The organism is Rivularia sp. UHCC 0363 (assembly GCF_034931125.1).
GTDB lineage: Bacteria > Cyanobacteriota > Cyanobacteriia > Cyanobacteriales > Nostocaceae > Rivularia.
This window is the reverse complement of the sequence record NZ_JAYGHM010000048.1, coordinates 39,731-65,413: the sequence shown is the minus strand read 5'-3', so window position 1 is coordinate 65,413 and position 25,683 is coordinate 39,731. Positions and strand designations below refer to the sequence as shown.

The following is a 25,683-nucleotide window of genomic DNA, read 5'->3' as shown; positions in this document are numbered from 1 at the left end:
TAATATACTGCCAGGTTGGTTCCAGCCCTGCCTCCAGGAAGTAAGCGCCGATTATCGCTTCTAGCGCCCCGCTGAGAATTTTGTCATTCTCTCGGCCTCCCTGCTTTTTGGTGCCATTGTCCAGATGCAACTGGCTGCCCAGATTCAGGCGTGTCGCAACCTCGGCAAGAGTCTCATTACTCTCTAGTTCAGAGCGCCGAATGGTGAGTGCCCCTTCTCGCAGCTCAGGATGATTCTGGTAGAGCGTCACAGACAGCACTATTTTCAGGATGGCATCGCCTATGAACTCTAGCTGTTCATTGTGAGTAGAGCCGGGATGCTCGTTGGCATAGGAGCTGTGGGTCAGGGCTTGCAGGCGCAAGGCGGGATTTTGAAATTCAGGTAGTTCAAGCATGAATTGTTTCCAAATGAGGGACACAACCCGCGTAACTTAGCCAGTTTTGACAGTCAGATATCAGGAATGCTTCAAAAATTTATGCCCACTTAGCAAAGTGAGAGCCTACCAGATGAGCATAAATTAACCAAGAATTCACAATCTTATTCCTCCTGCCGAACCGATTTCAGTACGCATCGTTGTACTACTGTGATAACTCTCAATTCACGGCACGTCAACTGGTCACAAAAAACGACCGTCCCTTTCGCGTGCGATCGTCGCGGTGATTCAATCTTCTGGTTCTAGGGTTCCCATCAAGGCAAACAGCAGCAGACAGCCGATTGACTGGTTCTGAAAGCTTGTTTGCAGCAAGACCGAGCTTAATCTAAAGTAATGTTTAGGAAAATGCAGTAAAAAACCTGTATGGAGTCATAACTGAAGAGAAGTTCCCACGATCCCCTATGAATGACAAACGGCTCGCTGAATTTACGCTAGAGGACGGCACCACGTTCTTAGTAGAGGTTGATGAACCCGAAAGTGCTGCTGTCGAGCGGGTAGCAGCCCCTTCGGGTCAGATGGTTTTGAAAGCCCAACAGACGCTTGAAGCTGCCTTAGAGCAAGTTAAACCTGTCGCCTCGGTGGTTCTGGCCAAACTGAAGCAGCTCGACAGTCCTGCCAGCGAAGTAGAGGTGAAATTTGGTATCAAGCTGACGGTTGACGCTGGAGCCGTTTTTGCTTCTGTGGGCAGTGAGGTCAATTACGAGATTACGTTGAAGTGGAAAGAAGCCGAGACAGGGACAAAGTAGAAACGAATGTCACTCAATCCTGAGATCGGGTTACTCAAAAAGGCGATCGCTCGAATTCGACATGCCAATGGCAGCGTGGTGGGCGCTGGATTTCTGATCACAGATTCCTGCTTGCTCACCTGTGCTCATGTCGTGACTGAGGCGCTGGGAATTCTGCAAATGACTTCAGAATCGCCTACGGCGTTGGTTGAGCTAGACTTTCCTTTCGCCTCTAATGCAGACTCTGCTCCTTTGAAGGCTCAAGTTATCTTCTGGAGTCCGGTCAATCCTGGTAGACGAGGAGAGGATATTGCAGGTTTGAAGCTAGAAGGAGCCATTCCTGAAGGGATACAGCCGCTGTCTCTACTCAGAGCAACGGCCTGGTGGAAACATCCATTTGGGGCCTTTGGGTTTCCTCAAGGGCATGACTCCGGCATCTGGGCATCAGGCGAACTGCTAGACCAGCGAGGGGATGATGGCTGGGTGCAGATTGAAGCGATTAAAGCCCAAGGCTATCCCGTGCTGCCTGGTTTTAGCGGCTCTCCAGTTTGGGATGAGAAGAATGGCGGCATTGTGGGCATGACGGTGGCAGCAGAGAAAAAACGGGCAGAAGCTCAAATCGCTTTCTTGATTCCGACTGAGATTCTGGCCAATGCTATTGAAGCTCTCAGCCTGATTGAACTCTTGTCGCCGTATTACAGCACAATTGAGAGCAAAGTCAGACAGGCTTTTAATGCCTGCTGTCCAAAGGGTTGGCCATGTCCTATGCCAGAGACACTGGCCACGATTGTGGCTGAACTTCAAGATATGCCGCCAGGAGATGCCCAGATCAGTCGAATTCTACAGTTTGCGGCGCGTTTGGCAATGGCCGTCCCTAACATCAATCAACAGCTACAAGACTGGGCTATTTCACAGGGGCATAACTGGCAAGCGCTATTGGGGCAAATTCAGTCTGCACCGACTATCAGCCAGATGTCATATTTGGCCATCATGATTCAAGACACAAATCCCAGATCTGATCGGTACTTTGTTAAAGCTTGGTTTGTCTCTAGCAGCGCCACAGGCTGGGATTGGAGCAACCGCAAGAAGCTCAATCTTCCAGAAGGATATACAGAGAACGATACTTTTAGATTTGAACTGGATGAAGACGATCATAAAAAGGAAATGTCAAGACTGTTGCAAGCATTTCTTAGCCAGCAAGAAGAGCCTCTAGACCTAACAATTGAGATCTTTTTGCCACGTAAGCTGCTTAGCCATCCCGTAGATACATGGGAAACAGAAATGTATGACACTTTGCAACCGATTGGTCATGAACATAAAGTGATTGTACGCTCAATAGAGCGAGTAGATAGAACGTATATACCCTGTCGGAGAAATTGGAAGCAGAAATGGGAAACGTTACAGCAAGCGACAGGGCAGCAACTGCTACAAGGGACTGTTGCCGTGGATGACTGCAAGGACTCAAATGAACTACTCATAAAGCTACAACTACCGACAACGAAGGTTTTTCAGTTGACGCAGCTTCCTGCAAACATAACCTTCGAGAAAGCGTTTGGTGCTCTATTACGAGCAGGCATCCCTGTAGGACTTTGGCTAAGGCGAAACCTGACTCAGTGCAACGGTCGCTCAGAGCTTGACAGGATTCTAGAATGCTGTGTAATAGAGTTGCTAGAAGAGCAGGTGAGGCAGGAGCGCTCAAATTCCTACACCTGCGACCCCGATGCCCATATTGGCCACCATCTTTCCCTGCTGCGGGAAGATCCAAATCGACTGCCTGAAATCTTTCAATATGAGATGTCTTAACCTATGAGCGACTGGAGAATCTTTCAGGGAACGAAATCGCCTCATGCTGGCATTGAGGACTTGCCGCTCTCTCCCAGCTGGCGGCGGTTTGAAACCAAGCAAAGCCGGGGCGCGACATTTCAGGTACGCAAGGAAGAAATTGATCTGGTCAATGCCGCTCTGTATCTCCGCCGTCCGCTGCTGGTGACGGGCAAGCCTGGAACTGGCAAAACCTCATTGGCCTATGCCGTTGCCAGAGAGCTAGAGCTAGGAGAAGTCTTAACCTGGTCAGTCACCACCCGCACGACGCTGAAAGATGGACTCTACAACTACGACGCGATTGGGCGCTTGCAGGATGCTCAATCCCAGGGCAAAGATAATGTGCAGAACATTGGGCGCTATATTCGCTTAGGGGCACTGGGAACAGCAATGCTGCCCTCTGCTCGCCCGCGCGCGCTGCTGATTGACGAAATTGATAAAAGCGACATCGACTTGCCGAATGACCTGCTGCATGTGTTTGAAGAAGGCGAGTTTCTGATTCCCGAACTCCAGCGGATCGCCCAGGACTATCCTAGCATTGAGGTGGGGACTGCTTATAGCGATGACCAGGAGCTTACTGCCCAGGATTTTACAGCCGAGATCCAGAACGGCAAAGTTCGCTGTCAGTCCTTTCCGTTCGTGATTCTCACCAGCAACGGCGAGCGCGACTTTCCACCTCCGTTCCTGCGGCGCTGCCTGCGGCTGGACATGAAAGAACCGAGTCAGGAAGACTTGGAACGGATTGTCACAGTTCATTTGGGGGAGCTAAGCGAAGATGCCAAGGCGCTGATTGGGCAGTTCATTGAGCGGCGAAACCAGGGCGATCTCGCCACCGACCAGCTGCTCAACGCCATCTATCTTGTTACCCGTGACCGCGCCCCCGAAGGCCAGAGCAGAGATGATCTTGTCGAGCAACTGTTCCGATACCTCACCAATGCCTAGCCGATGAAGTCAGCCAAGCCCCCTGCCACGGTTGCTGGTCTAGTCAGTCTGCTGAAGCAAGTAGAGCTGGATCTGAGTGCAGATGAGCTGGCAGACATGCTGTGGCTAGCAATGCAGATGGAGCCAGAGCAGGCGACCTCAGCACAGCCAGAGGTTCAGACTTCGAGTGAAGTCGTGATAGAGACGAAACCTTCCACACCGTCGCCCCCGCCGCCCCCGATTGAACCCGCCGCGACGGTCTATACCTCTGCTCCCAAATCGCAGGGCGGAGAGATACCTGTTCTGCCGTTTCGCGCTCCGGCTGCTCCAGCGCTGCCCAACAAATTGGCAATTGCCCGTGCGCTGCGGCCTCTGATGCGGAAAATCCCATCTCGAATCAGCGTTGTCTTGGACGAAGAAGCCACGGCAGTTCAGATTGCTGAGAAACAGATTTGGACGCCTGTGCTCTGTCCTGCCCCAGAACGCTGGCTGGAGCTAGCGATTGTGGTTGAAGAATCAGCCTCCTTGCCGATTTGGGAGGAAACCATTGCCGAGTTTCAGCAGCTAATGGAGCGCCAGGGAGCCTTCCGAGACGTGCGAACCTGGTATCTCCAGACGGCAGGTGACTCGTTACAACTTTCTGCTGGGAGAAAGAGCCATAACCGCCGCTCACGTAGCCCCAAAGAGTTGCTGGATGTTTCCAATCGACGACTGATTTTGGTGGTGAGTGACTGCATCTCTCCCGCCTGGAGGTCAGGCCGGATTAAGCCACTGCTGGATCAATGGGCAGGGCAAACATCAGTGACGGTGTTGCAGCTCCTTCCAGAATCGCTTTGGGAGCGGAGCGCTTTGGGAGCGGAGCGCTTTGGGGGCGGGCATTGCCGTTGGGCTGAGTGCAGATGCACCTGGAATGGCCAATCTGGATCTGCATGTCGATGAATTACCAGGCTGGCTAGATGTTGATCCAGCTACCGAACTGAAGCTGCCGGTGGTGACGCTAGAACCTAAGCCATTACAGCGGTGGGCAAGCGTGATTGCGGGTAGGCGACAGGCTAAGACCGCAGGAGTGGTGCTAGATGATGTCCTCATCGCTACACAGCTAGAAGAAGATGCAGATGCAGCGCCACTCTCAGCAGAGGAGCGGGTGAATCGCTTCTGGGCAACTGCCTCATTCAGCGCCAGACGGCTTGCAGGCATGATGGCAGCTACTCAGGTCAGCTTGCCAATTGTTCATCTGATTCAGCGGGAGCTGATGCCGCAAGAGGCCAGCCCGGTGCATGTGGCAGAAGTGTTTATGAGCGGCTTGCTCTATCCAGTAGGCGCAGATGCCAGCGACACCGTTCGCTATGAGTTCTACAAGGGAGTGCGAGACTATTTGGTGGATGCTACCCGCAAGTCTGACACCGAGGCTGTCTTGGAAGAAGTGATTCTCAAGCGGCTATCTAAGTTCATTGAGGAGCGCACGGGCGTCGCGATTCGCAGCTTTGAGGCATTTCTGGCGTTTGAATCTGCCTGGGATAGTGCCATTCAGCAGGAGATTGCCCCCTTTGCCCAGATTACCCGCCAGGTGCTACGGCGTCTAGGCGGTGCTTATGCGGCTTTGGCAGATCAGACAGTGCAGCCCCCATCTGTGCCTTCAGGGATGGAACCTGTAGCCTTTCCGCCCTTACAGGAGTTCGAGTTTGAAACGGCTTTGCTGGAGATAGAAGAAACCGAGCTGCTGGAGCCATTTGAGTTTGAAGTGGCAACTGTAACGATTCAGCGTCAAGGTGGTCGTCAGCCTAAAGTGGTGATCCAAAAAGAGCGACGGCAGACTTCTGGGTACGTGGAGTCGTTGAGTGAAGCGGTCAGCCTGGAAATGGTGGCGATTCCAGCAGGGAGATTCCTGATGGGTTCACCAAACGACGAGCCAGAGCGACGAGACAGTGAAAGTCCACAGCATGAGGTGACTGTCTCCACCTTCTTTATGAGCAAGTATCCGGTGACACAGGCCCAGTGGAATGTGGTGGCAGGCTTGCCGCAGGTAGAGCGGGAGCTAGAGATTGATCCTTCTAGCTTCAAGGGAGCAGATCGGCCAGTTGAGAAGGTTTCTTGGCTAGATGCATCTGAGTTTTGTGCGCGGCTGTCACAGCTTACAGGCAAAGAGTATCGCCTGCCTACAGAAGCGGAGTGGGAATATGCCTGTCGAGCTGGCACCACAACCCCATTTCATTTTGGAGAAACGATTACTCCTGATCTGGCAAATTCTAACTGGTATCCAACCTACAACAAAATTAGAGTAACGAAGGAAAAGGATTTTGAGGGCACAACTCCGGTAGGGCAATTCGCCGTTGCCAATGCTTTTGGTCTCTACGACATGCACGGTAATGTCTGGGAGTGGTGTGTAGATCAGTGGTACAGCAACTACGAAGGCGCGCCGACAGATGGTAGTGCTTGGATCGGTGAAACGCCCTCAGAGCAAGCATACTACGTCCTGCGGGGCGGTTCGTGGAACATCGATCCTCGGAATTGCCGTTCTGCCGCTCGCGACCGCTATGATGCGAGGTTTCGCGCCCTCAACTTCGGTTTTCGGGTTGTTTGTTCTGCGTCAGTCCGCGATTAACGCCCGCGAATGAATTGCGGGCTAGGGAAGCAAGTCCACCTCTGGTGGGCTAGAAAGAAATACACATGATTTTTTGGGGTTGGATTTCGAGCCACTCGCAGGGTTGCTTCCTCCAATTCATATTTCAATTGCGAGCCATTGGGCTAGAAACACACAAAGGCTCTCTGAGAGCAAAATTCAACCCACTTGTGGGTTTGCTTCCCCAGCCCGCAATTCATTCGCGGGCGTCATTCGCGGGCGTCATTCGCGGGCATTAATCACGGACGCTGCGAACAAGATTCACAGACATCAGATATCTTCATCGACAAGCATTTGGTTCCAATGTTCGTATAATCGTCCCTTGTGCATGATGCTCTTTCTGATTCTGAACATAAGCAACCGCCTGATCAAGTTGCTTGCTACCCAACGAAAATACAGCATATTCTCGCTGCCATGCAAACTGTTGTTCTAAACTCAGTTGATTCATAAAACGCGAACTGCTGCCCTTTATCTGTTTTGCATACGCAGCAATGGCTAAACTAGGGGGAATTGAAACAACCAGATGTATATGATCTATAACGCCGCCCAGAGCATGAATTGGACAATTGAGCGAACGACTCTTGCCACCAAGATAATCATACAATTCAGCTTCGACGGCTGAGGTAATCAACGGCAACCGATCGCACGTTGCCCAAACCAAATGATAATATGTCCTCCAAACGGTCATCTCATGCCACTCAATTATCTTTCTCCTAGAATGACCTCATCCGCCCTCAACCTAACGCCTTCAATCAACCAATACCCCCAACCCATTTCAATGGGTTTGCCCCTCTAGCCCGCAATTTATTTGCGGGTATTACTCATGAAACTGACGATTCGCAAAGAAACCCGTAAAGCTCAGTTCTACCCAGAAGAGTTGGGCAACGGCATCAGGTTGGATATGGTGCTGATTCAGGGTGGCAGCTTTCAAATGGGTTCTCCAGAAGATGAGATAGAGCGCTGGGACGATGAAGTGCAGCACCTCGTCACTGTTTCGACCTTTTTTATGGGAAAGTATCCGGTGACGCAGGCTCAGTGGCAAGCCGTAGCAGCCATGCCCAAAGCCGAACGAGATCTAGAGCCTGATCCTTCTAATTTCAAAGGGGGAAATCGTCTAGTTGAGCAGATTTCTTGGCATGAGGCGACTGAGTTTTGTCAGCGGTTAGCTCAATATACGGGCAGACCCTATCGCCTACCTAGCGAAGCTGAATGGGAATATGCTTGTCGAGCTGGAACCACCACACCTTTTTACTTTGGCGAGACGATTACAACTGATTTGGCGAACTACTGCGGAGAAGATCGAACCATCAAGGAGAAATTCTATAGCGGTTCGTATGGTCGCGGCGGGAAAGGCAGCTACCGTGAAGAAACTACTGACGTAGGGGATTTTCCTGCGAATGCTTGGGGGCTATATGACATGCACGGTAACGTCTGGGAATGGTGCGAAGACCACTGGCACGATAATTTTGAGGGCGCACCTGAAGATGGTAGCGCTTGGCTAGATCCAGAAGCTGAAGAAGACGCAAAACGAGTTCTGCGGGGCGGTTCGTGGGGCTTCAATCCTCGGAATTGCCGTTCTGCCACTCGCAACTACCGTGATGCGGGGACTCGCCTCAGCAACAACGGTTTTCGGGTTGTTTGTTCTGCGTCGAGGACTCGCTAGCCCTTTGCTCTTTTACCCTTTTGCCCTCTGCCCTGTTTTCTTTTCTCTCTCCTTCGCGCTCGGCGCGATCGATTTTTTAAGCTCAATAGCCGTTTGAAGACGAGACATCTTGGCCTCAAGGGTTTGTCACAATCCTCAAGGCAAATAAGCCACCGGATTCACCGCCCCCTTCCCCGCCAAGTGAATCTCAAAATGCAGATGTGGCCCCGTCGAGCGCCCCGTACTCCCCATCTCGCCAATCATCTGCCCCTGCGTCACAGCAGCCCCCTTCTGGACATGCACCTGCTGCAAATGAGCATAGCGGGTCATGCTGCCGTCACCATGCCGCACGTCGATCATGTTGCCATAGCCGCCCTCTGTCTATCCAGCAAACTCCACAGTCCCAGCCGCCGCTGCCATCACCGGAGTCCCAATCGGCGCAGCAATGTCGATACCTGAATGCATCCGCCCCCAGCGCTGCCCATAGCCTGAGCTGAGCACCCCCGCTGCTGGCGTAATGTAGAGCGGTGGTGCTGGCCTCACGGTTGGCGGGTCAAACTTGGGTGGCGCGGGTGTCGGCAGAATGGGAGCTGGCAGGGTAATCGCCGCGACTGTTCTGGGAATCTGATTCGGCTGAACGGATTCCACCTGCTGAGCCTGGGCGATGGAGCCGACGAGAACGGTGAGGCTGAACGAGATCAGGAAATGGCGGAGCATGAGTCTGAGGGTAAAGAGTCCTCCCGACGTATCGCCCAGTCGCCGCCCTCTGCACCTGTAGTTTCACGGAACTGACTAAAATAGAATCAAATATCGACGTTAAGCAATGGCCACAATTACGCTAGAAATCCCCGATGACCTGCTAGAGCAGCTTTCCCCATTGCAGGAGCAGCTCCCCGAATTGTTGCGCCAATGCCTTCAGCCCGCCTTTCCTTCCCAAATCTACCGCCACATCCTAGACTTCCTGACCAGTCAGCCCAGTCCAGAGCAAATTGCCGCCTTTCGCCCCACCCCTGAAATGCAGGCACGATTAAAAACCCTGCTTGCCCGCAGCCACAGCGGCGAACTGACCCCCACCGAGCAACGTGAACTCGACGAATATGAGCGCATCGAGCATCTGATTGTCATGCTCAAAACTGGCAATCTGCCCCAGCTCACCGCGCAATCCGCTTCGTGACCTATATTCCTGACGCACTGCGGCAACAAATCGAACAACGCGCCAACTCCTGCTGCGAATATTGCCTGCTGCCTGCGGCAGTGAGCTTCTATGTCCATGAAGTCGATCATGTGATTGCGCTAAAACATGGCGGGCAGACCAGCAGTGATAATCTCGCCTATGCCTGCTGGCGATGTAACCGACATAAAGGCACTGACCTTGGCTCGTTTGATCCTCAGACTCAAGAGTTTGCATTTCTGTTCAACCCACGCCTTCAGATTTGGTCAGAGCACTTTGCGATTGAAAACGAGCAGATTCTAGGACAAACACCCAGCGGACGAGCCACAGTCCACCTGCTTCAGTTCAACACAAATGAGCGCATCTCAGAACGGCAACGCGCGGCCAAGCTGAACTCATAAAAGGCAAGCAGCAAGTTTAAGAGAGATTTATATTTCATTCCGTATATTCTGTGATGCACAGCTCCGAGGTTGGCTAATAGGTTCCGAACAATCCTATATTTCCCTCATCTGAGGAGTGACCTATGTTCCACAAACTTGCTCGTCCTGCCTTCCTCGCTGCTGTTGGTATCATGTTCACGGGTGCAACTGCGGCGCTGGCCCAGCCGATTCCTGCTGCCTTCCGCGATGCCCAGAACAATATCTATGTGACCGGGCAATCTCCCAGCTCCAGCGTTTCCATGACCTATCAAGGTTTACTCCGCAGCCGAGACTATCAGGCTAACTCCTGCGGTTGGATTCTGCTGCGTCCCAGCACCACTAGCCCGATTCCGGCTTCCTTCACCGCTGGCGGCACTGCTATCACCACCGCGAGCTTGCCCACGCAGCTCCTTCCTGGCTGCAACAATGGCGTTGCCCAAGAGACTCGCTCTGCCAACTTCAAAACCAATGCTGGTCGGCCAGACACCGGGCGGCTATGTCACCGTGCAGACTCCAACCGACCGGGTGCGGAGAGCAACGGCTAATGCCTGTGGCGTAGCCCGCTTCACCAACAGCACCACCTACCAGCACAGCGGCACCACCCAGATCGATCTGGCTGCGGCTCCGACTGCTGACCAAATCTCTGACCTGAACGAGAAAGCTGGCATCCTGTGCAGCCGGGGGAACCTCTACGTTCCGGCATCCTGGCTAGCGGGCGGTGGAAGCTGATTGCGTCTAATTTCTAACTCTTAATCACCTGATCTGAGGGGCGATCTGCCTCTCTTTTTTTATGGCAATGATCTCGGTCGTCATCCCGGTTCAGAACGACAGCCAGCGGCTCGCCCAATGCTTGCAGGCTCTCCAGCGTCAGAGCTACCCCAACTTTGAAGTGATCGTGGTAGACAATAACTCGACTGAGGCCATCCGGCCCATTTGCCAGCAGTTTGCAGCTCGCTACTGCCGTGAAACGCAGCTAGGCAACAATGCAGCCCGCAATCGAGGCATCGCCATCGCCGTCGGTGAGGTCATCGCCTTCACAGATTCAGACTGTATCCCTGATCCTGACTGGCTAGCGCAGGGCATGGCAGCGATGCAGTACAGCCCGATAGTCGGTGGCGCGATCCATCTCACCTAGCAAGCTCAGCAGCCCAACATCGTTGAATATGCAGATAGCCTGAGCTATCTACGGCAGCAGGATTATGTGGAGGGTGAGCAGTATGGCGCTGGCGCTAATCTATTCATGCAGCGCAGCCTATTTGCAGCCGTGGGCGGGTTCGACTCCAGGCTGATGAACTTGGGCGACAAAGAATTCTGTCAGCGTGCCTATGCTGCTGGGTTCGAGATTGCCTATTGCCAGAGCGCGATTGTCCACCATCCAGCTCGCCACAGGCTCAGAGCGCTGCTGCATAAGGCCAGAAGACAGGCTAGAGCCTCAATGAAGCTCGCAGCGTTGCAGGGGAAAGCTCAGCCTAGAGCCAGCTTTCTGCCGCTGGGCTATCCGTTCTGGCGAGCCGTCAGCGCTGATGTCAATTTACCTACCCTCAGCCAGAAGCTTCTATTTGCAGGGGTGATCCACTGCCTCAAATGGACAATCGCCGCTACTTTATTGTTCAGCCCCCAGAACAGTTAGCTTCACCCGCACCAGCTGAGAGCGCAGTTTCGACCATGCTCTGAAGGTGTCGGCCTTTGTCCGATCCAGCGAGTTGATCTGGGCTAGGAACTGCGGCGTGTCCATATTGCCCACCGCAAACCGATAGTTCTGCTCAACGATCTGGAGCTGGAGCTGCTGACGCTTGGCCACCTCTTGACCAATCTGGAACTCGCGCCGAATCGTGTCAAAGTCCAGCATTTGCAGAATTACCTGCTCGCGGAGATTCTCAGCCAGCTCGCCTCGCTTGTTCTCCACCTCAGCAATTTTGACTTGCAGATCTGCGATGGCAATCTCGCGCTGCTGAGTCTCTGGACTGCCGCCTGCAATCGCCTGGAACAGCGGTACGCCAATTACAGAGAGAATGTCATTGATGGTTGACAGGGTACTGCTGCCCGTAAACAGCCCAATCACCCGATCCACCAGCCCCACCGTTCTGGCCGCCTGCCCCTGCGTCACGACTCGGCCTGAGCTATCCCTGGTTTCCGCGACGGCAGGCACATTCTCAACCTTGAGGAAATATTGCAGAGCCGGTTCAAACAAACCCAGATTGATAGTCTGCTGATTGTTCGCCCGTGCTGTATCGATCTTCTCGTTGATTAGCTCAATTCGCTCATCGATTGCCCTCAGCGCTGGGGCGTTCCCAATCGCCATTTCCTGGAGCTGCCGAATGCAGGACTCGGTCGCCTCCAGACAGGGCAGCTCTCCCTGCATCGTTGACCAGAGATCCACGTTCACCTGCATCTGAATCAGAGCATCCAGCGACTCACCAGCCGGGTTGAGCGGGTTAGGGTCAGTGGTGACGGTTTCGGGATCAGCCGGTTCAGCAGGCTCATCCACAAATTCTTCTACAGGCTCTTCTGGTGGTTCACTCTCCTGTGCCCTGACCGGATGCGGAACCACCAGCATCACGAACAAGGGTAAGCTCCACCAAAAGGTTCTGGTCATTCTGTTCTTTCCACACGATGCGCTGTATCTTGCCACTGTAGGGACTCCTGACTGATGAAAGGCTAAATAATTGACTGTCTAACTGCTGCATCTGCGTCTCAAGCTGGGCTAGCTTAAACGAGCGGTCGCGTTCCTGCTCCTCCTGCCGCTGAAGCTGCTCTTGCCGCTGGAGTTCGCCCTGCTGGATGCTGAGGCCGCGCTTACTCATTTCCAGCGAGTGCAGATATTCCTGGTACTGCCTGTCCTGCTGCGTCTGTCCCAGCTTGGCCTCACTCAAGCTCATCTCAGCCCTAGCCTGATCCAATTCCTGCTGCTTCTGCCTCAAGACTTCCTGCTCATGCGGCAAGGTAGCTTCCGGCAGCTCACCGCTCGGCATCGAGGCCAGCATGTCCAACATCCGCTGCTGATTCCCCACCACCGCCTCCGCCTGCCGCACCATGACGCGCTGCCGTTCCACCTCAGCCACTTCGTCTAAGAAAGTTGCCGGGGGCAGTGAGGCCACTTCAGGAATCGGGCGAGCTGGGAGCGCCCCTGCAATCGGAGCCTTCAGCCGCTCAATCTGGATCTGGAGCTGCCGCTTTTGTGCCTCTAGCCGCTGCCGTTCTCTGAGTCGGTCGCTGAGGATCTGATTCGCCTGCACCTGATCGCCTTCTCTCACCTTCAAATCCTCTGGACTCGACAGGGTAAGCCGTAGACTCAGACGCTGCCGACTATTGGCTGACTCGCTGGTAATGATCTGAGGTGGCGAGGTCGGGGACGAGAGCGCCTGAGAGTTAGCCTGTCCTGCACAGCTATAGGACATCAGCCCGATGAGTAGAGCCGCCGCTAGTTTCTGCTTCATGACTGCACCCGCGCATAGTAAGGAACAATCTCAACTGGCCTTGCATCTGTACCAAACCGCACCAGCGCTTGCAGGGGCTGAAGGGCAGCAACTTTCGCCTCGGCAAATCGGAACTTCTTCGCCACCCGCGTCACTTCGGTCTGATCGACCGGCAGCACAATCTTGGTACTAGAGTTGCCGATCACATCCAGCGACAGATGCCGCTCCGACTGAGAGGCCAAACAAAGCGCTAGGCCATATTTGCGCCCGTCGGCAATGATCCGGTCACAGGCAGCGCCTTTCCCGTTCGGCATCTCCTTCGCCTCGTCAATCCCCAGAAAGGTACGCGGCACCTTGCCGTTCATTTCCCCCAGCAGCCGATGCCGATCCATCACCTGCTTGGCCAGCGACTCTGCCGCGATAGATTGCAGCGCCGGGGGCAGCTTGGACAAATCGACCCGAATCAGCGCAGCATCCAGCGGAAACTGAGGCCGCGAGAACACCCCATATTGAAAGGTGGCCGCTAGCTTCAGCCGCAGTCGCCGCGACTCCTTGCAGTCCTCCTGCTCATCTCGATGCTGAAGTTCCTGCTCGACATCCCCAAAGTTCGGCGCTTCCCGGTTCCAAGTGGCGGCATCCTCGTTGACAATTCCCTTTTGCCGATAGCAGGCTTGCAGTACGCCCAGCAGCATTCCTTCTTGGACTGAACCCAACTGAAGCGATTTCTTCAGCACCGAGACAGCTTGAATCGCCTGAAGGTTCGGCCCACCGCCTTCGGGGTCAAGATTAACGCTCAGCGGATTGATGCCCCAAGGTGAAGCCATATGGAGCGGATAGCAGACCTCGCCTTCGATGTCCTGGTCGCCATGAAAGTCGATTAAAATTTTCTGCGACTCCATATACATAGATAGGAGCGCATAAAAAATTCCTTTGATCGTTTGGGTTTTGCCGGAACCGCTCGCCCCAATTACGACAATGTGACCATTCGGCAGGCGCTCAGGATTCCAGTAGACCCCTTGCCCCAGCAGGATGCCAGCAGCCTCGGCCACAGGTGCAGCCTTGCGCTGTAGGGGCACTACGGTTGCGGGCGGCAGTGGTTTCTCGTAACTACGACTGAACATAAATTGACCTCACAACTAAACTGCCAGTGGCATAGATGTCGCCCAGAACGGCTAGCGTCTGAGCCGGGGAAGCAGACTCCAGTTCCACCGTCACCCCGTTGAAACTTTGAATCGGCTGAAAATACTGCTTGGAACCATGAAGCTGGACGCTCTCTCGATCCAACGCATCGATGAGAAGCTGGCCTGAGAGGTAGCTGTTCTGGGGCAAATGCAGCGAGCGGATCATCTGGCCGACAGGCTGGCTATCTAGGAACAGCTCGTTCGTCACCAGGTTGATTGCTGCACCAATCGCGGCATGAACGGTTTCTGGTGCAATCTGAGCTTCGGGACTGCCGCCTGCGCGATAGAGACGGTTCTGGCTGTCCTTCACCAGCAGATCGCCCGCGATGGTGCCGATAATCTCGAACTGGCCGGCCACCGCCTGCTGCGTGATCGTATGTCTGCCCTCAATGGTGGCGAATACCTGATGACGGGCTGACTCACGCTGATAGATTTCGATTGCGCCGCTCTGAGAACCCAACATCTGGTCAAAGCTCCGCATGATGCCGCCTGACGAGTTGATGTTGATGCTCACCACCCCAATCAGCACCAGCACGGCTAGAACGCCTGATTCAGACTTACTGCCGCTAGAGAGCCGCAGGCGGGGATTGGCCGGAATCACCAAGCGAGCCTGATGTGGAAAGAAGGCAGCTACCCCAGACTTGGTGAACACATCTCCAAACCAGCCCATCCAGTAGCCGATCAGCAGCGCCCAGTAGAACTGTGATGCCCCCCAGAACATCAAGGGCAGTAGCAAGACTGCAATCAGGCCAGTCACGCTAAATGAATGCGTCATGGAACGATGCGGATACCGTGCCTCTAGCCAGCGGCTAATCGGGTGAAATACTCTGCCCGTGACGCTGCCGGAGGTATCTACATCAGGAAGTTGAGAAGCGATGGCCGCAGCACCTAGTACCCAGGGATCTGCGGTTCCGGTGAGCAGGGAAGTCGAAGCAATAGCTAGGGCAGCATGGGTGACAGTAAGCATTAGCCGAGCCGGGTAGATTTCTTGGGCAGTGAGTAGAAGATCAGGCGCAGGATGCCGACTAGCACGGTGAGTACGCCGCCAATCAGGTAGAGACTGGTGGAGTTGAGGCCGATGCCGATTACCCGCACCATACCGAACACCATCAGGCCAGCAATCAGATAGGGAGTGCCGTCTACCCATTGGGTATGGTCAGGGGCGGTATCCTCTAGCCCTAAGAACTCTTTCTGAATCACCCGCTTTGCCAGCATCGGATTCCCGCCGCAGCGTTGTTGCAGGGCTGCAAGCTGAGCTGTGCCAATGCTGAGGCCAGTTTCGAGCGCATGGGCGGCCATGATGTCTCGGATGGCAATATCAGGCAGGGGCTTCAGCTCTAGGCGAGGCAGCTTCAGGAAGATGTCTTTGGCTGGGGGTGCGGTGGCCAGCAGCAGCAGCACCACGCGATAGAGCGTCATGCGGCCTCAGCTTCAGCAACCAGCTTGCGAGCTTTCTTCCAATTCGAGATGACGCGGCGGCTACATCCGGTTCCGGTATGCTTCTCAACATAGGCAATCAGCTCAGGATAGGTGCTTTTGCCCAGCGAGTAGGCTTCGTCAAGCAGGGCGCTCACGATCTGGCTGCGGTCGCCTGTAGGAGCAGGTTCGCTGGAACTGGGAACAGGCTCGTTCAGATCTGGTGCCGCTAAGTCAGGCGCGGTCACGGCATCGTTAATCGATTCAGCTACGAGAATCATCTCGACCTCAGTGGGTGAGAGATCGATAGTGATGACGGGCGCTGGCGCAGAGACAGGTGCGGAGACAGGCAGGCTGGCGACTCGACGCTGCTGAACGCCTCGATAGATGCCGGTAGCGATGCCGCCCATGATCTGCCAGGTGAGGCGATACAGAGAGAACGCAAACTTAAGAGGTTGGAGGTACATAGTTGGGTAGGAAATTCAGTTTCCTACTCGTACTGACCAAGCCCGATTTGCGGCAATGCTGAGACTACTGAGGCGTTGAATAAAGTTTCTCTGAAGGGCTGGCATTCTCCTCGGTACGGAGCCAATACCAGCGCTTGCCGTCGCGCAGGGTGGAGCGAAGCTTGCCTTCTAGACAGAGGTTGCCTGCCTGACGGCGCACCTGTTCATAGCTGAGGCCAGAGCGCTGGACGATCTGCTCACGGGTCAGGATTTCATCGATCTGAATATGGGCTAGCAGACGAGAGCGGGTCTTTGGCCCTTGCGTAGTAATGCGGTACAAGATGCTGTCTTGCATGATTTCTGAGGAACGTCAAGCTTTCTGTTAAGGTTCCCGATAGAAGAATGATGTCAAGGCTCTGAAATAAAACTTTACCCTGCTTCATCAAAAGCAAATCTTTGGGCTGTATGAACCTGATGTATATCTAGAAGCCCAGAGAGTGATTTTCAGGTGTTAGTTAGGTCAAATTTAGGTCATTGAGTTTTTGTAGCTCTAGGAACTCCCACAATACAGGAGTTACAGCGCTCTGAACTAGGGACTCATAAGCCCAAGGTCGCAGGTTCAAATCCCGCCAGAGCCATACGAAACAAAGCGTTTCAGAGAGGTCATGTACTTCTAGGTGCGTCAAGTAGATACGTCAGGCTTGCTGCGCTATCTCCACCAAAATCAGCGGCATCACCGAACAGCAGTAGGCGAAGCCGCGAAAAAATCCAGCAGCGCCGCTGAGAACTCCTCTGGCGCATCCTGCGGCACCCAGTGCGAAGCGCCGTCAATGGCTCGAAAGACGGCACCAGGAATCTCTTGAGCGAGTTGCTTCCCATCTTCCGACTTCTGCCAGGGGTCGTCCATTCCCCAGAGGATGAGCGTCTCGGCAGAAATATCCCCGTGGCGGTCAACCAGCGCCATCGTCTGATTTGGATTCAGCGCAGAAGCGTTGCGCAGCAAGCTCAACTTTCCCATTTCGCTGGCCCAAGGCGCAATGATGCCCTGCCGGAACTCAGGCGTGAGACGGCTGCGGTTGGTTAAACCCGCCGCTAAACTGGCTTCAAGCGCTTCAACTAAATCTGCTATCGGGCGCGGCTTCCATCTCAGCGGATGACCAAGATCCAGCATGTCATCGTCAAATCGGTCGTAGCAGACCGCATTGGTAATAACCAGACGATTCACGAACTCTCTGTGCTCAATCGCCAGCATCAGAGCAACCGCGCCGCCCGTATCGTGACCGACTACCTCTACCTGCTCAACGCCAAGTGCCGACAGCAGGGCTGTGATCATCCGAGCCTGACTTTGAAACGATCGATCAAATCGGTCTCGGCGATCTGACCAGCCATGACCGAGAAAATCTGGGGCGAGAATGCGGTATCCAGACTGTACAAGAGACGGTATAACCGCATGATACAGATATCCCCAAGTCGGTATCCCATGCATCAGCAAAATTGTGCCGCACTGAGCCTCGCCTACGTCGATATAGCGGATGGTAACCGGGATATGGACGACCTGACCAGCAGGAAGAACGATTTCTTGCTGGTCAGCCCTAAATTCTTCCCAGCCGCTCCAGTTTGGCTGCATCTCGCTCCTGCCGCTATGCGTCACTTCAATGCCCGTCACTATCAATGCTCGTCATAACGCCAGATCAGCGCTGCTGCCAGCACCCTACCCGCGCACCCGCAACAGCCGCCCGTCTCGGATTTGCACTACCGGGTAATGCAGCTGTCGCACGAGCTGCTCATCGTGGGTTGTGACAATTACCGTAATGCCCATGGCGTTGAGTCGCTGCAAAATCTTGATCACCTGCAGTGAGTTATCAGGGTCAAGGTTGCCCGTCGGTTCATCAGCTAGCAAAATGGGCGGTGTGCCCACAACAGCCCGCGCGATGCTCACCCGCTGCTGTTCGCCGCCCGATAGTTCACCTGGAAAGCATTCGGCCTTCTCCTGCAGCCCGACCATTTTGAGCGTTGGCAGCAGACGACGGTGAATTTCTTTGCGAGTGAAGCTCTGGGCCTGCAGCACAAACGCCACGTTTTCGGCTACGGTGCGGCTAGGAATCAGCTTGTAGTCCTGAAACACAATCCCGATCTGCCGCCGCAGTTTGGCGATTTGATGAGGCTTGAGCTGCGACAGCGCGGTGCCGTTGACCGTGACTTCGCCCTCAGCAGGACGTTCTTCGGCATAGAGCAGCTTCAGCAGCGTTGATTTACCTGACCCAGATGGCCCCGTCACAAACAAAAACTCGCCGCGCTTTACCCGCAGGTTGACTTCGAGCAGCGCCCGACAGCCGTTCGCATAGATCTTTGTCACCCGCTCCAGCTCAACAGCCGCTCCAGCAGTCTGCGGTCTGGCCTCACTAGCGGTACTGCCCGCAGGCGGCACAAAGGACTGACCAAAGGGCGGAATCGGCGGGCGACGTGAGGGATTAGAGGTGACAGACATAGATGAAGATCGCTGAAGAACGCTATGGAGTGAGCCAACCAAAGAGACAAATTGAGCCAAGCCACCTGCCCAAAAATCAGAGGCGGCTGACCTGAAGCCTATTTTAATCTGCCTGCTGCAAAACGCTACGCCTGAGCTGATTATTTCAAGCGATCTCTATGCCGCGCTGTTGATTACGTCAGATCAGGTGATGAAGCGTACAGGCTGAGCGGCCAGATCCAACCGCACGCTTCATCGCCTTCAGAGTGCCTTCATTAACCGAGCGGCTATTAGCGGCTATTGGAAATAGCTCGTTACAGTCAATGCGCCTGCCGTAGCCTGAGCCGCTGGGCGAGTCAGTCCAGTTGCATTAACTAACAGATCCTGCCCTGCTCCAAGAGACTGCGTGCCGTCATTCACGCCGAGATACAAGCCCGTCCGCCATTCAAACAGCACGGCCTCATTCGCCCGCAGACTCTGCTTGCCTTTTTGCTTCTGGTTTTTGTCAGCATAGGCAGCGCGCGTCGCGGCGGTTAGGTTGCCCCCGGTCACGTTGCCTGCATTAAACAGCCCCTTGGGTCGCTGCGCGGTGGCCAAGTTATTGTCATAGTCAAGCTGAATCCGGTCGCCCTCAACGATGTTGAAATCGGTGATTCGATCCAGGCTCCTGAGCCGCGATCCAGCAAAGGCCGCTCGCTGGCTGGCGCCCCGATAGAGAAACCGATCGGCTCCCGCTCCACCCGTGAGCTGATCGGCTCCCGCTCCACCCGTGAGCTGATCGGCTCCCGCTCCGGCCAAGATGATGTCATTGCCTGCGGTGCCAGTCAGGATATCATTGCCTGCGGTGCCGTTGATGCTGCGGGGACTGCTCGGATTGCTTGGATTACTCGGATTGCCGGGACTTGTACCGCCTGCCCCAAACTCAAAGGCGCCGCTGTCAGCCTGTCCCACCCGGCTGAAGCCACGCGCATCGGTCGCTGGAGCGCCGCCCACCGCTGTATTAATCGCCGGACTGCCGGGGAGTAGCGCATGGGTCAGCAGACCGCCGCCGTTATCTTGCAGCGGGCCTAGCTTCGGGTCGGCAACCAGGCTATTAGCTGACACCCGGTCGTCGTTGGCCTGCGGAAACTGAATATTGCCGCCGCCATCAGTGAACTGCCGGTTGGTATGCTGCTGAATATTCCAGGGGTTGCCGCCGTTGAGCGCCGCATTGTTAGAGAAAATCGTGTTCTTGAGCGTCACGGGGGCGTCGTTGCCTGCCGTGATGCCGCCGCCCACCCAGCCAGCTCGGTTGTTGGCAATGGTGCTGTTGGTAATGCTAACCGGCGCGCCGTAGAAGATCATGCCGCCGCCGTTGCGATTAAAATCGTTGGCTGACGGCGTGGCGCTCACCAGCGCCTGATTGCCCGAAAACGTGCTGTTGGTGATTGCTGTCGGCGTGTCAAAGGCCCATAGCCCGCCGCCCTGGTTGGTGGCGCTGTTGTTGACAAACGAAGTCCGATTCAGCGTCAGGCCGCGATTGTCGCCATTGCTGAGCACCACTAGGCCGCCGCCGTTGCCCGCATTGCCGCCTGCGAGCGCCGATACTCGGTTATCTTTGAAGCTGCTGGCTTCGATGCTGACGCTGTCTTGGGTGCCGGTGTAGAGGTAGGCGCCGCCGCCTTCGGCTAAGCCCTGGTTGCCCTCAAACACCGTGCCGACAATCCGAATCGCGCCAGAGTTTTCGTTCAGCGAGCTGGCCCGGTCGGTAAATAGCGCCCCGCCGTAGCCCCGCAGATCGGCTCGCGGCTGACCGCTGGCCAGCTTGGCTGCCGTGGTGCGGTTGTTGATAAAGCGCGAATTTTCGATCGTCAGCTTGCCGTTGAGGCTGTTGACTGCGCCGCCGTTGATCCCCTCGTTGTTGGTAAAGCTGCTGTTGCGGATCGTAAAATTGCCGGGACTGACAAAGGCAATTGCGCCAGCGCCGCGCTCGTCGTTGCCTTTCACCGCTTTGTTACCGTCAAACTGGCTGTTGAGCACCGTTAGGTTGGTGTCCCAGAGCGCAAACACAGCGCCGCCGCCCTTGTCAGCCACGTTGCTGTTGAACTTGACTGTATCTAGCGTCAGGCTGCCTTTATTTTCGACCAGAATTGCGCCGCCTTGATTGGCGGTATAGCCATTCTCAAACGCCAAATTTTTAATCGTGACGCTGGTGTTGAAATCGACGTTGGAATTGACAAACAGGATCTGTGTCGCGCTCTTGCCGCTGATTTTCAGATTTGTCGCGCCTGTGCCGTCTAGCGCGATGTTTTTGCCGGGCGTAATTTCGATGCGGCTATTCAGGCCAATAGTCTGGTTGGCTAGCGCTGGGGCAAACTGGATCGTATCGCCTGAGCGCGCGGCTGTAACGGCGGCTCGCAGTGAACCAGCACCGCTGTCAGCTGTAGATGTAACCGTGATGATTGCCATATTAATCCTCGCTAAATCGCGCTGTAAATATCTGAGCTCGACAAATAGCAGAGCTCGAAAGATTGCAGTGAGTGGAAACTACGGTGAACCTAGACTAAGAGAGGAGAGGGATAGTTTCTGCTGCTGTGAACAAACCTTTCTGAATATGCAATCTCAGCAACCTAAAAATGATCTAGGCAACAGTAGAGGGCAGTAAATGAGACAGGGTTTGTTGAAGAATTGCCTGGTATAGAAAATAAGTTAGATCAGCAGCTAGAACTCAACTAACTATTTTGGGGCAATCGAAAATGAAGCAGAAGTAGCTTCGTCCTCTCTTAGCTTTTCTGATGTTCCTGAGCGCGACCGGAAAAGCTCTTGTGACAATTTTATTGCAGAGGCGTGACTTCCATCACATCAAGCGGCGTCAATCCAACAGGCTATAGCCACGCGTTCATGAAGACTATTCACAGCTCACTAGATGCTGAGCCACCTTATGCACTTCCTGACTAAACGGATGCTCCGGATGATGTAGCCAGAAAATGCCGCTGCTGGCGAGCTGCAGCATCTCTTCGTTCTCCTGAAATAGCCCTGCAACAGCCACACCATAGCGACTTTCAACCTGCTCAATGATGGCGGCAGGCTCGAACGACTGGGGGGCTTTGTTCACCAGCAGCATCAGGTTGGGCACATCCAGCCGCTGAGCCACTTCTAGCGTCACAGCAGTTCCCAAAAAGTCCTGTCGATCAGGGCGGAGAATGATCACGGCTGCGTCAGAAACCGCAATCGACAGCAGTGTCTCTTCGTTCAAGCCAGGATGCGTGTCAATAAAGAGATAGTCAAGATCCAGCTGGGCAATCAGGTTCTGGAACCCGTCGTTCAGCAAGCCGACATCAAACCCTTCTCGCAAAATTTTGGCAATCTCTCCAGCCTTGATGCTTGAAGGCACCAGATACACTGCACCAGCGAGGTTGACAGGTTCACCGCCGGCAGATTTCAGATTTTGCGTCACCTCGTAGGCTGTTTTTTCGATGCCGCAGCGCTCCCAGAGATAGTCATTCAGCGAGTAGGTGAAGGTATCTTCGTCCAGCCCAAAAATTACGTGAATGCCGGGAGACTGGATATCTGTATCGACAATGCCGACTCGCTTGCCATAGCTAGCAACTGCTACGGCCAAGTTGGCGGTCAGGTTAGATTTGCCCGTGCCACCCCGAAACGAATGGATCGAGATAATTTTGGACATAGTGGCTCCTCGCTGCTGGCGATACTGCGTTCAGTATGGGAACAATAGCCCCGAAACTATCGCAGTAGCGGAAATTCATCCACGATGAGCCAATGCTCTGTCCCAACTATCTTAGCCTCAGTCTTAGTCTCGGACTTATTAGTCTCGGACTTGGCGGTGATCTTGGCCTCACTGACCTCAGCCGATCTGGAGATCTAGATATGAATAGAGTCGGCAAACAGGTGACCATTCCTGGCATTTTGGGCGGCATGGGGCCACTGGCCCACCTGGAGTTTGAGCGACGATTGATTCAGCGGAACCTGGAGCGGGGCGCGAGCTGCGATCAAGATCACCCCGTCTGGATTCTAATTGGTGCATCCGACATTCCTGATCGAACTCAGAGTTTGGCCGGACTGACAGAAGACTGTACGCCATGGCTGGTGCGCTACGGTCGGATCTTAGAGCAGGCGGGCGCAGATTTTCTAGTCGTCACCTGCAATACATCGCATGCGTTTTACAGCCGCGTGCAGCCGCAGCTTCAAATTCCCTGGCTGCGACTCATGGACTGCACGGCTGAGTTTATTCGGACGCAATATCCGCAGGTTAAGCAGGTGGGAATTTTGGCGACAGACGGCACGTTGCAAACTGGGCTATATAGCCAGCCCCTGCTCAATCTAGGTTTAACGCCGATTCTGCCAGTCGCATTCCATCAGGCCCAGGTCATGCAGTCGATCTATCACCCAAACTGGGGCATTAAAGCATCGGGAACCTGGGTAAGCGATCAGGCGATGGCGCAGCTCCGACAGGCGATCACGACGTTGCAGCATCAGGGCGCAGAGCTGGTGATCGCGGGCTGCACCGAGCTATCGGTAGGTTTGGCGCGGATGCCAGATCTGCCGATGCCCTGGGTTGACCCGCTGGATGTCATGGCAGGTCTGTCCCTGGATCTGGCGTTTGGTCATCGTCCCGTTCATTCTATGCTGGCGGCTTAAGCAGACATGATCAGACTACAAGCTAAACCACAAGTTAAACCACAAGTCAAACTACGCAGCTTCATCCAGCTCACGGTGCGCTTCACGCTCTGCCTCAGCCTCAGCTTGGGGTGCTGGTTGGGCAGCACAGCGCCGGTTCTGGCTGGAGCGAGCTTGGAGCAGCGTACAGCATCGACAAGCCAGGCTAAACGCGCTGCAATGCCGCCCGACATTCAGAAAATTCGGCAGCGTGGCAAGCTCATTGTGGCGATGTTAAACCAGGAGAACTCGCCTTTCTTCATGACCAACCCCGCCCGTGATTTTACAGGGCTCGATGTGAAGCTAGCAAAAGCGCTGGCTGAGCAGCTAGGTGTCACCCTAGAATTTAACCGCACGGCTAAAACCTTTGATGAAGTCGTGAAAACGGTCTATGACCTGAAAGCCGATCTGGCCATCTCAAAGCTGAGTCGCACCCTGAATCGGGCTGAGAGAGTGCGGTTCTCGCAGCCTTACTTGAAAATGCGGCAGGGATTGCTCGTTAACCGCCTGCAGATTGCTCAGCAGGCCAACGGTCGTAGCATGACCGAGGTGATCCGCAGCTTGCAAGGCAAAATTGGCGTAATTCGCGGCTCCTCTTATGTCGGCTTCACGCGCAAGAAATTCCCGAATACCACAGTTGTTGAGTTTCCAACCTGGGCCGACGCCGTAGAAGCTGTGATTCGGGGCGATATCTTAGCCACCTATCGAGATGAGCTAGAAGTCAAAAAGGCTGTCTTGAGCCAGCCTGATACAGCGCTCACCCTGCAAACCATTGCCCTCACCGATACACAGGATGCGATCGCCATAGCGCTACCTTGGGACAGCTCACAGCTACTTGCCTACGTGAATCAGTTTTTGGAAATGACTGCAAGCTACAGCGCCGAGAGTCTGCTGCAGGAGTATCCAATGGCAGCATCTACTCAATAGTTCTGTTTAAGTCAACCTGTTAGGACTTGATTGCCAATCTATGTTTAAATCTATTCGCAAAGCTGCTGTCTCAAACTGGCTTCGGAGTCCCTGGTGTCTGGCGCTCAGTGTTGCCCTGGGAATCTATTTAGGAACTCACCATCCAGTCATTGCTGTTGCCCTTGCGCCAGTTGGCACGCTCTATCTCGGCTTGCTAAAAATGTGCGTTTTGCCAATTCTGCTGACTTCAATTACCAGCAGCGTCGGTCGGCTGATGATGAGTCAGGATGCCAAGCAGTCAATTCAGCGAATTTTGCTGGTGTTTCCGCTCGGACTGCTCGGCGTCAGCGGCCTGGCGGTGTTGATTGCCTCCATTGCCGCACCGGGCAAAAACCTGTCAGAGGCCACTCTGCAAACTCTGGGAGTTTTCGTGAACCAGTCGGGCATTGATTTGGAAATTGCCCTGAGCGGCTCAGTGGCAGCTGCCAAAGATGCAGATATGAGCCAGTTTTTGCTGAGCATGGTGCCCGACAATATTTTTAGCGCTCTGAGTGAGGGCCAAACCTTAAAGGTCTTAGTATTTTCGATTGTGTTTGGTATAGCACTTGGAACTATCCGCGAGCCCGTCACCGAACGGCTGTTTGAGCTTCTAGAAAGCATCTACAAGGGCTGTCACCGGGTGATTCACTGGCTGACTTTAGGGCTGCCAATCGGCCTGTGTAGCCTGCTCGCCGACCAGCTCTCCAGGCTCGGAACAGATGTATTGGTTTCAATGCTCAGCTTTGTTGTTGTGGCCATCTTCACTTTTGTACTCATCTATTTACTTTGTGTTGTCATCATCTGGCGACAGACTAGTTCTTCTCTGACGCAGATTGTATTTGCTTTGAAAGAGCCCACCGTTTTAGCCCTCGCAACCTCTAGTAGCTTTGCCTGCATTCCGGCAGCGGTCTCGGCGCTGAGCGAAGGATTAGCCTTTGATCGCAAAACCACTCAGCTGGTCGCACCGTTGGCGATCACAATCTGTCGATTCGGAGCGGTCGCTTATTTTGCGCTGGCGGCTCTGTTTGTGGCGCAGCTTTATCAAAAACCGCTAGATCTTGGGCAGCTCAGCCTGATTGTCTGCCTGTCGATTTTGGCGGGTATGGCAACCTCAGGAACCACAGGTATCCTTACCTTGACGATGCTCGATCTAGTGCTCACGCCCCTGAAACTGCCTTTGGAAGCAGTTCTGGTTTTATTTATTGCCATTGATCCAATTGTCGATCCCTTCCGCACCATGGGATTAATTCACAGCAGTTTAGCTGCTACTGCTCTAATCGCCAAACCCAGGGATTGCCAAGTGGAGAGGCTGTCATTCCCAGCAGAGCTTCAGTAGCTGGACATCAGCCTATGATTTCGTTGGCTTCATCGAACTGCACTTATCTAGACAGGATCTCCTACAAA

The 25,683-nt window shown here is 54.3% G+C and carries 27 protein-coding genes and 2 pseudogenes; 14 read left to right on the top strand and 15 right to left on the bottom strand.

The features are described from left to right. Positions 1 to 394: ribonuclease III family protein (locus tag VB797_RS23875; RefSeq protein ID WP_323240234.1), on the bottom strand; the 394-nt coding region annotated here is incomplete at its 3' end. Between the two features lie 440 nt (positions 395 to 834). Between VB797_RS23875 and VB797_RS23870 the strand changes: the two genes are divergently transcribed. Genes VB797_RS23870 through VB797_RS23850 form a run of 5 tightly spaced genes read left to right on the top strand, consistent with a single transcriptional unit; the run spans position 835 to position 6,502 of the window. Then, entirely contained in the window at positions 835 to 1,179 is a 345-nt protein-coding gene (locus VB797_RS23870) for a CU044_2847 family protein (RefSeq protein ID WP_323240233.1), read from the top strand. 6 nt (positions 1,180 to 1,185) lie between these two features. Next, positions 1,186 to 2,961, top strand: a complete 1,776-nt coding sequence (locus tag VB797_RS23865; protein WP_323240232.1) for a trypsin-like peptidase domain-containing protein — start codon at positions 1,186 to 1,188, stop codon at positions 2,959 to 2,961. A 3-nt stretch (positions 2,962 to 2,964) separates the two neighbouring features. After that, positions 2,965 to 3,921 carry a MoxR family ATPase gene (locus tag VB797_RS23860; RefSeq protein WP_323240231.1) on the top strand — a complete coding sequence of 319 codons (957 nt, stop codon included), beginning with the start codon at positions 2,965 to 2,967 and terminating at the stop codon, positions 3,919 to 3,921. Between the two features lie 3 nt (positions 3,922 to 3,924). Then, positions 3,925 to 4,839 (top strand): SAV_2336 N-terminal domain-related protein, encoded by a 915-nt coding sequence (locus VB797_RS35065; RefSeq protein ID WP_416350920.1) that lies wholly within the window; start codon positions 3,925 to 3,927, stop codon positions 4,837 to 4,839. Further along, positions 4,811 to 6,502: a formylglycine-generating enzyme family protein gene (locus VB797_RS23850; protein ID WP_323240229.1), complete on the top strand. Its 1,692-nt coding sequence runs from the start codon at positions 4,811 to 4,813 to the stop codon at positions 6,500 to 6,502. Before VB797_RS35065 ends, VB797_RS23850 begins: the two co-directional genes overlap by 29 nt. A 298-nt stretch (positions 6,503 to 6,800) precedes the next feature. Here the strand turns inward: VB797_RS23850 and tnpA are convergent, their stop codons facing one another. Beyond that, positions 6,801 to 7,208, bottom strand: a complete 408-nt coding sequence (gene tnpA / locus VB797_RS23845; protein ID WP_323240228.1) for an IS200/IS605 family transposase — start codon at positions 7,206 to 7,208, stop codon at positions 6,801 to 6,803. 213 nt (positions 7,209 to 7,421) lie between these two features. Here tnpA and VB797_RS23840 point away from each other — a divergent pair, with 213 nt between their 5' ends. After that, the gene (locus VB797_RS23840) at positions 7,422 to 8,183 is read left to right on the top strand and encodes a formylglycine-generating enzyme family protein (RefSeq protein WP_323240236.1); all 762 of its coding nucleotides are present in this window, start codon (positions 7,422 to 7,424) and stop codon (positions 8,181 to 8,183) included. Positions 8,184 to 8,318: 135 nt separating this feature from the next. On the opposite strand, the pseudogene VB797_RS23835 reads toward VB797_RS23840, so the two are convergent. Next, a pseudogene (locus VB797_RS23835) lies at positions 8,319 to 8,582 on the bottom strand (M23 family metallopeptidase). A 403-nt stretch (positions 8,583 to 8,985) separates the two neighbouring features. Between VB797_RS23835 and VB797_RS23830 the strand changes: the two are divergent. Then, complete coding sequence (locus VB797_RS23830; protein ID WP_323240227.1) at positions 8,986 to 9,336, top strand: hypothetical protein; 351 nt, start codon at positions 8,986 to 8,988, stop codon at positions 9,334 to 9,336. Continuing rightward, entirely contained in the window at positions 9,333 to 9,734 is a 402-nt protein-coding gene (locus VB797_RS23825; protein ID WP_323240226.1) for an HNH endonuclease signature motif containing protein, read from the top strand. The genes VB797_RS23830 and VB797_RS23825 overlap by 4 nt, the downstream gene beginning before the upstream one ends. A 293-nt stretch (positions 9,735 to 10,027) precedes the next feature. Here VB797_RS23825 and VB797_RS23820 read toward each other — a convergent pair whose 3' ends face one another. Then, the gene (locus tag VB797_RS23820; RefSeq protein ID WP_323240225.1) at positions 10,028 to 10,192 is read right to left on the bottom strand and encodes a hypothetical protein; all 165 of its coding nucleotides are present in this window, start codon (positions 10,190 to 10,192) and stop codon (positions 10,028 to 10,030) included. A gap of 350 nt (positions 10,193 to 10,542) precedes the next feature. Between VB797_RS23820 and VB797_RS23815 the strand changes: the two genes are divergently transcribed. Continuing rightward, the gene (locus VB797_RS23815; protein ID WP_323240224.1) at positions 10,543 to 10,887 is read left to right on the top strand and encodes a glycosyltransferase family A protein; all 345 of its coding nucleotides are present in this window, start codon (positions 10,543 to 10,545) and stop codon (positions 10,885 to 10,887) included. Positions 10,888 to 10,992: 105 nt separating this feature from the next. Beyond that, a complete protein-coding gene (locus VB797_RS23810; RefSeq protein ID WP_323240223.1) occupies positions 10,993 to 11,382 on the top strand; it encodes a hypothetical protein in 390 nt (129 codons plus the stop codon). On the opposite strand, the gene VB797_RS23805 is transcribed toward VB797_RS23810, so the two are convergent. The 7 genes from VB797_RS23805 to VB797_RS23775 form a co-directional block, all read right to left on the bottom strand. Continuing rightward, positions 11,356 to 12,348, bottom strand: a complete 993-nt coding sequence (locus VB797_RS23805) for a hypothetical protein (protein ID WP_323240222.1) — start codon at positions 12,346 to 12,348, stop codon at positions 11,356 to 11,358. The two genes, VB797_RS23810 and VB797_RS23805, sit on opposite strands and share 27 nt — an antisense overlap. Continuing rightward, positions 12,269 to 13,189 (bottom strand): hypothetical protein, encoded by a 921-nt coding sequence (locus VB797_RS23800; RefSeq protein WP_323240221.1) that lies wholly within the window; start codon positions 13,187 to 13,189, stop codon positions 12,269 to 12,271. Before VB797_RS23800 ends, VB797_RS23805 begins: the two co-directional genes overlap by 80 nt. Beyond that, the gene (locus tag VB797_RS23795; RefSeq protein ID WP_323240220.1) at positions 13,186 to 14,289 is read right to left on the bottom strand and encodes an ATP-binding protein; all 1,104 of its coding nucleotides are present in this window, start codon (positions 14,287 to 14,289) and stop codon (positions 13,186 to 13,188) included. The genes VB797_RS23800 and VB797_RS23795 overlap by 4 nt, the downstream gene beginning before the upstream one ends. Beyond that, positions 14,276 to 15,316 (bottom strand): metal-dependent hydrolase, encoded by a 1,041-nt coding sequence (locus VB797_RS23790; protein WP_323240219.1) that lies wholly within the window; start codon positions 15,314 to 15,316, stop codon positions 14,276 to 14,278. The genes VB797_RS23795 and VB797_RS23790 overlap by 14 nt, the downstream gene beginning before the upstream one ends. Then, positions 15,316 to 15,768, bottom strand: a complete 453-nt coding sequence (locus VB797_RS23785; protein ID WP_323240218.1) for a hypothetical protein — start codon at positions 15,766 to 15,768, stop codon at positions 15,316 to 15,318. The genes VB797_RS23790 and VB797_RS23785 overlap by 1 nt, the downstream gene beginning before the upstream one ends. After that, entirely contained in the window at positions 15,765 to 16,232 is a 468-nt protein-coding gene (locus VB797_RS23780; RefSeq protein ID WP_323240217.1) for a hypothetical protein, read from the bottom strand. Before VB797_RS23780 ends, VB797_RS23785 begins: the two co-directional genes overlap by 4 nt. Positions 16,233 to 16,296: 64 nt before the next feature. Further along, positions 16,297 to 16,566 (bottom strand): hypothetical protein, encoded by a 270-nt coding sequence (locus VB797_RS23775; RefSeq protein ID WP_323240216.1) that lies wholly within the window; start codon positions 16,564 to 16,566, stop codon positions 16,297 to 16,299. Positions 16,567 to 16,888: 322 nt separating this feature from the next. Here VB797_RS23775 and VB797_RS35060 point away from each other — a divergent pair. Beyond that, positions 16,889 to 16,975, top strand: a pseudogene (locus tag VB797_RS35060) (hypothetical protein); the annotation flags it as partial. Here VB797_RS35060 and VB797_RS23770 read toward each other — a convergent pair. From VB797_RS23770 to VB797_RS23755, 4 genes are all read right to left on the bottom strand, one after another. Beyond that, entirely contained in the window at positions 16,945 to 17,838 is an 894-nt protein-coding gene (locus VB797_RS23770) for an alpha/beta hydrolase (protein ID WP_323240215.1), read from the bottom strand. The pseudogene VB797_RS35060 and the gene VB797_RS23770 sit on opposite strands and share 31 nt — an antisense overlap. Positions 17,839 to 17,922: 84 nt before the next feature. After that, a complete protein-coding gene (gene ftsE / locus VB797_RS23765; RefSeq protein WP_323240214.1) occupies positions 17,923 to 18,699 on the bottom strand; it encodes a cell division ATP-binding protein FtsE in 777 nt (258 codons plus the stop codon). Positions 18,700 to 18,975: 276 nt separating this feature from the next. Then, a complete protein-coding gene (locus VB797_RS23760) occupies positions 18,976 to 21,126 on the bottom strand; it encodes a choice-of-anchor Q domain-containing protein (RefSeq protein ID WP_323240213.1) in 2,151 nt (716 codons plus the stop codon). Positions 21,127 to 21,565: 439 nt separating this feature from the next. Next, positions 21,566 to 22,345 carry a MinD/ParA family protein gene (locus VB797_RS23755; protein ID WP_323240212.1) on the bottom strand — a complete coding sequence of 260 codons (780 nt, stop codon included), beginning with the start codon at positions 22,343 to 22,345 and terminating at the stop codon, positions 21,566 to 21,568. Positions 22,346 to 22,545: 200 nt separating this feature from the next. Here VB797_RS23755 and VB797_RS23750 point away from each other — a divergent pair, with 200 nt between their 5' ends. From VB797_RS23750 to VB797_RS23740, 3 genes are read left to right on the top strand one after another with little or no spacing between them, the layout of a single operon-like run. Continuing rightward, positions 22,546 to 23,316 carry an aspartate/glutamate racemase family protein gene (locus VB797_RS23750; RefSeq protein ID WP_323240211.1) on the top strand — a complete coding sequence of 257 codons (771 nt, stop codon included), beginning with the start codon at positions 22,546 to 22,548 and terminating at the stop codon, positions 23,314 to 23,316. A gap of 6 nt (positions 23,317 to 23,322) precedes the next feature. Beyond that, complete coding sequence (locus VB797_RS23745) at positions 23,323 to 24,261, top strand: ABC transporter substrate-binding protein (protein WP_323240210.1); 939 nt, start codon at positions 23,323 to 23,325, stop codon at positions 24,259 to 24,261. Positions 24,262 to 24,301: 40 nt separating this feature from the next. Beyond that, a complete protein-coding gene (locus VB797_RS23740; protein ID WP_323240209.1) occupies positions 24,302 to 25,615 on the top strand; it encodes a dicarboxylate/amino acid:cation symporter in 1,314 nt (437 codons plus the stop codon). The last annotated feature ends 68 nt before the right edge of the window (positions 25,616 to 25,683 follow it).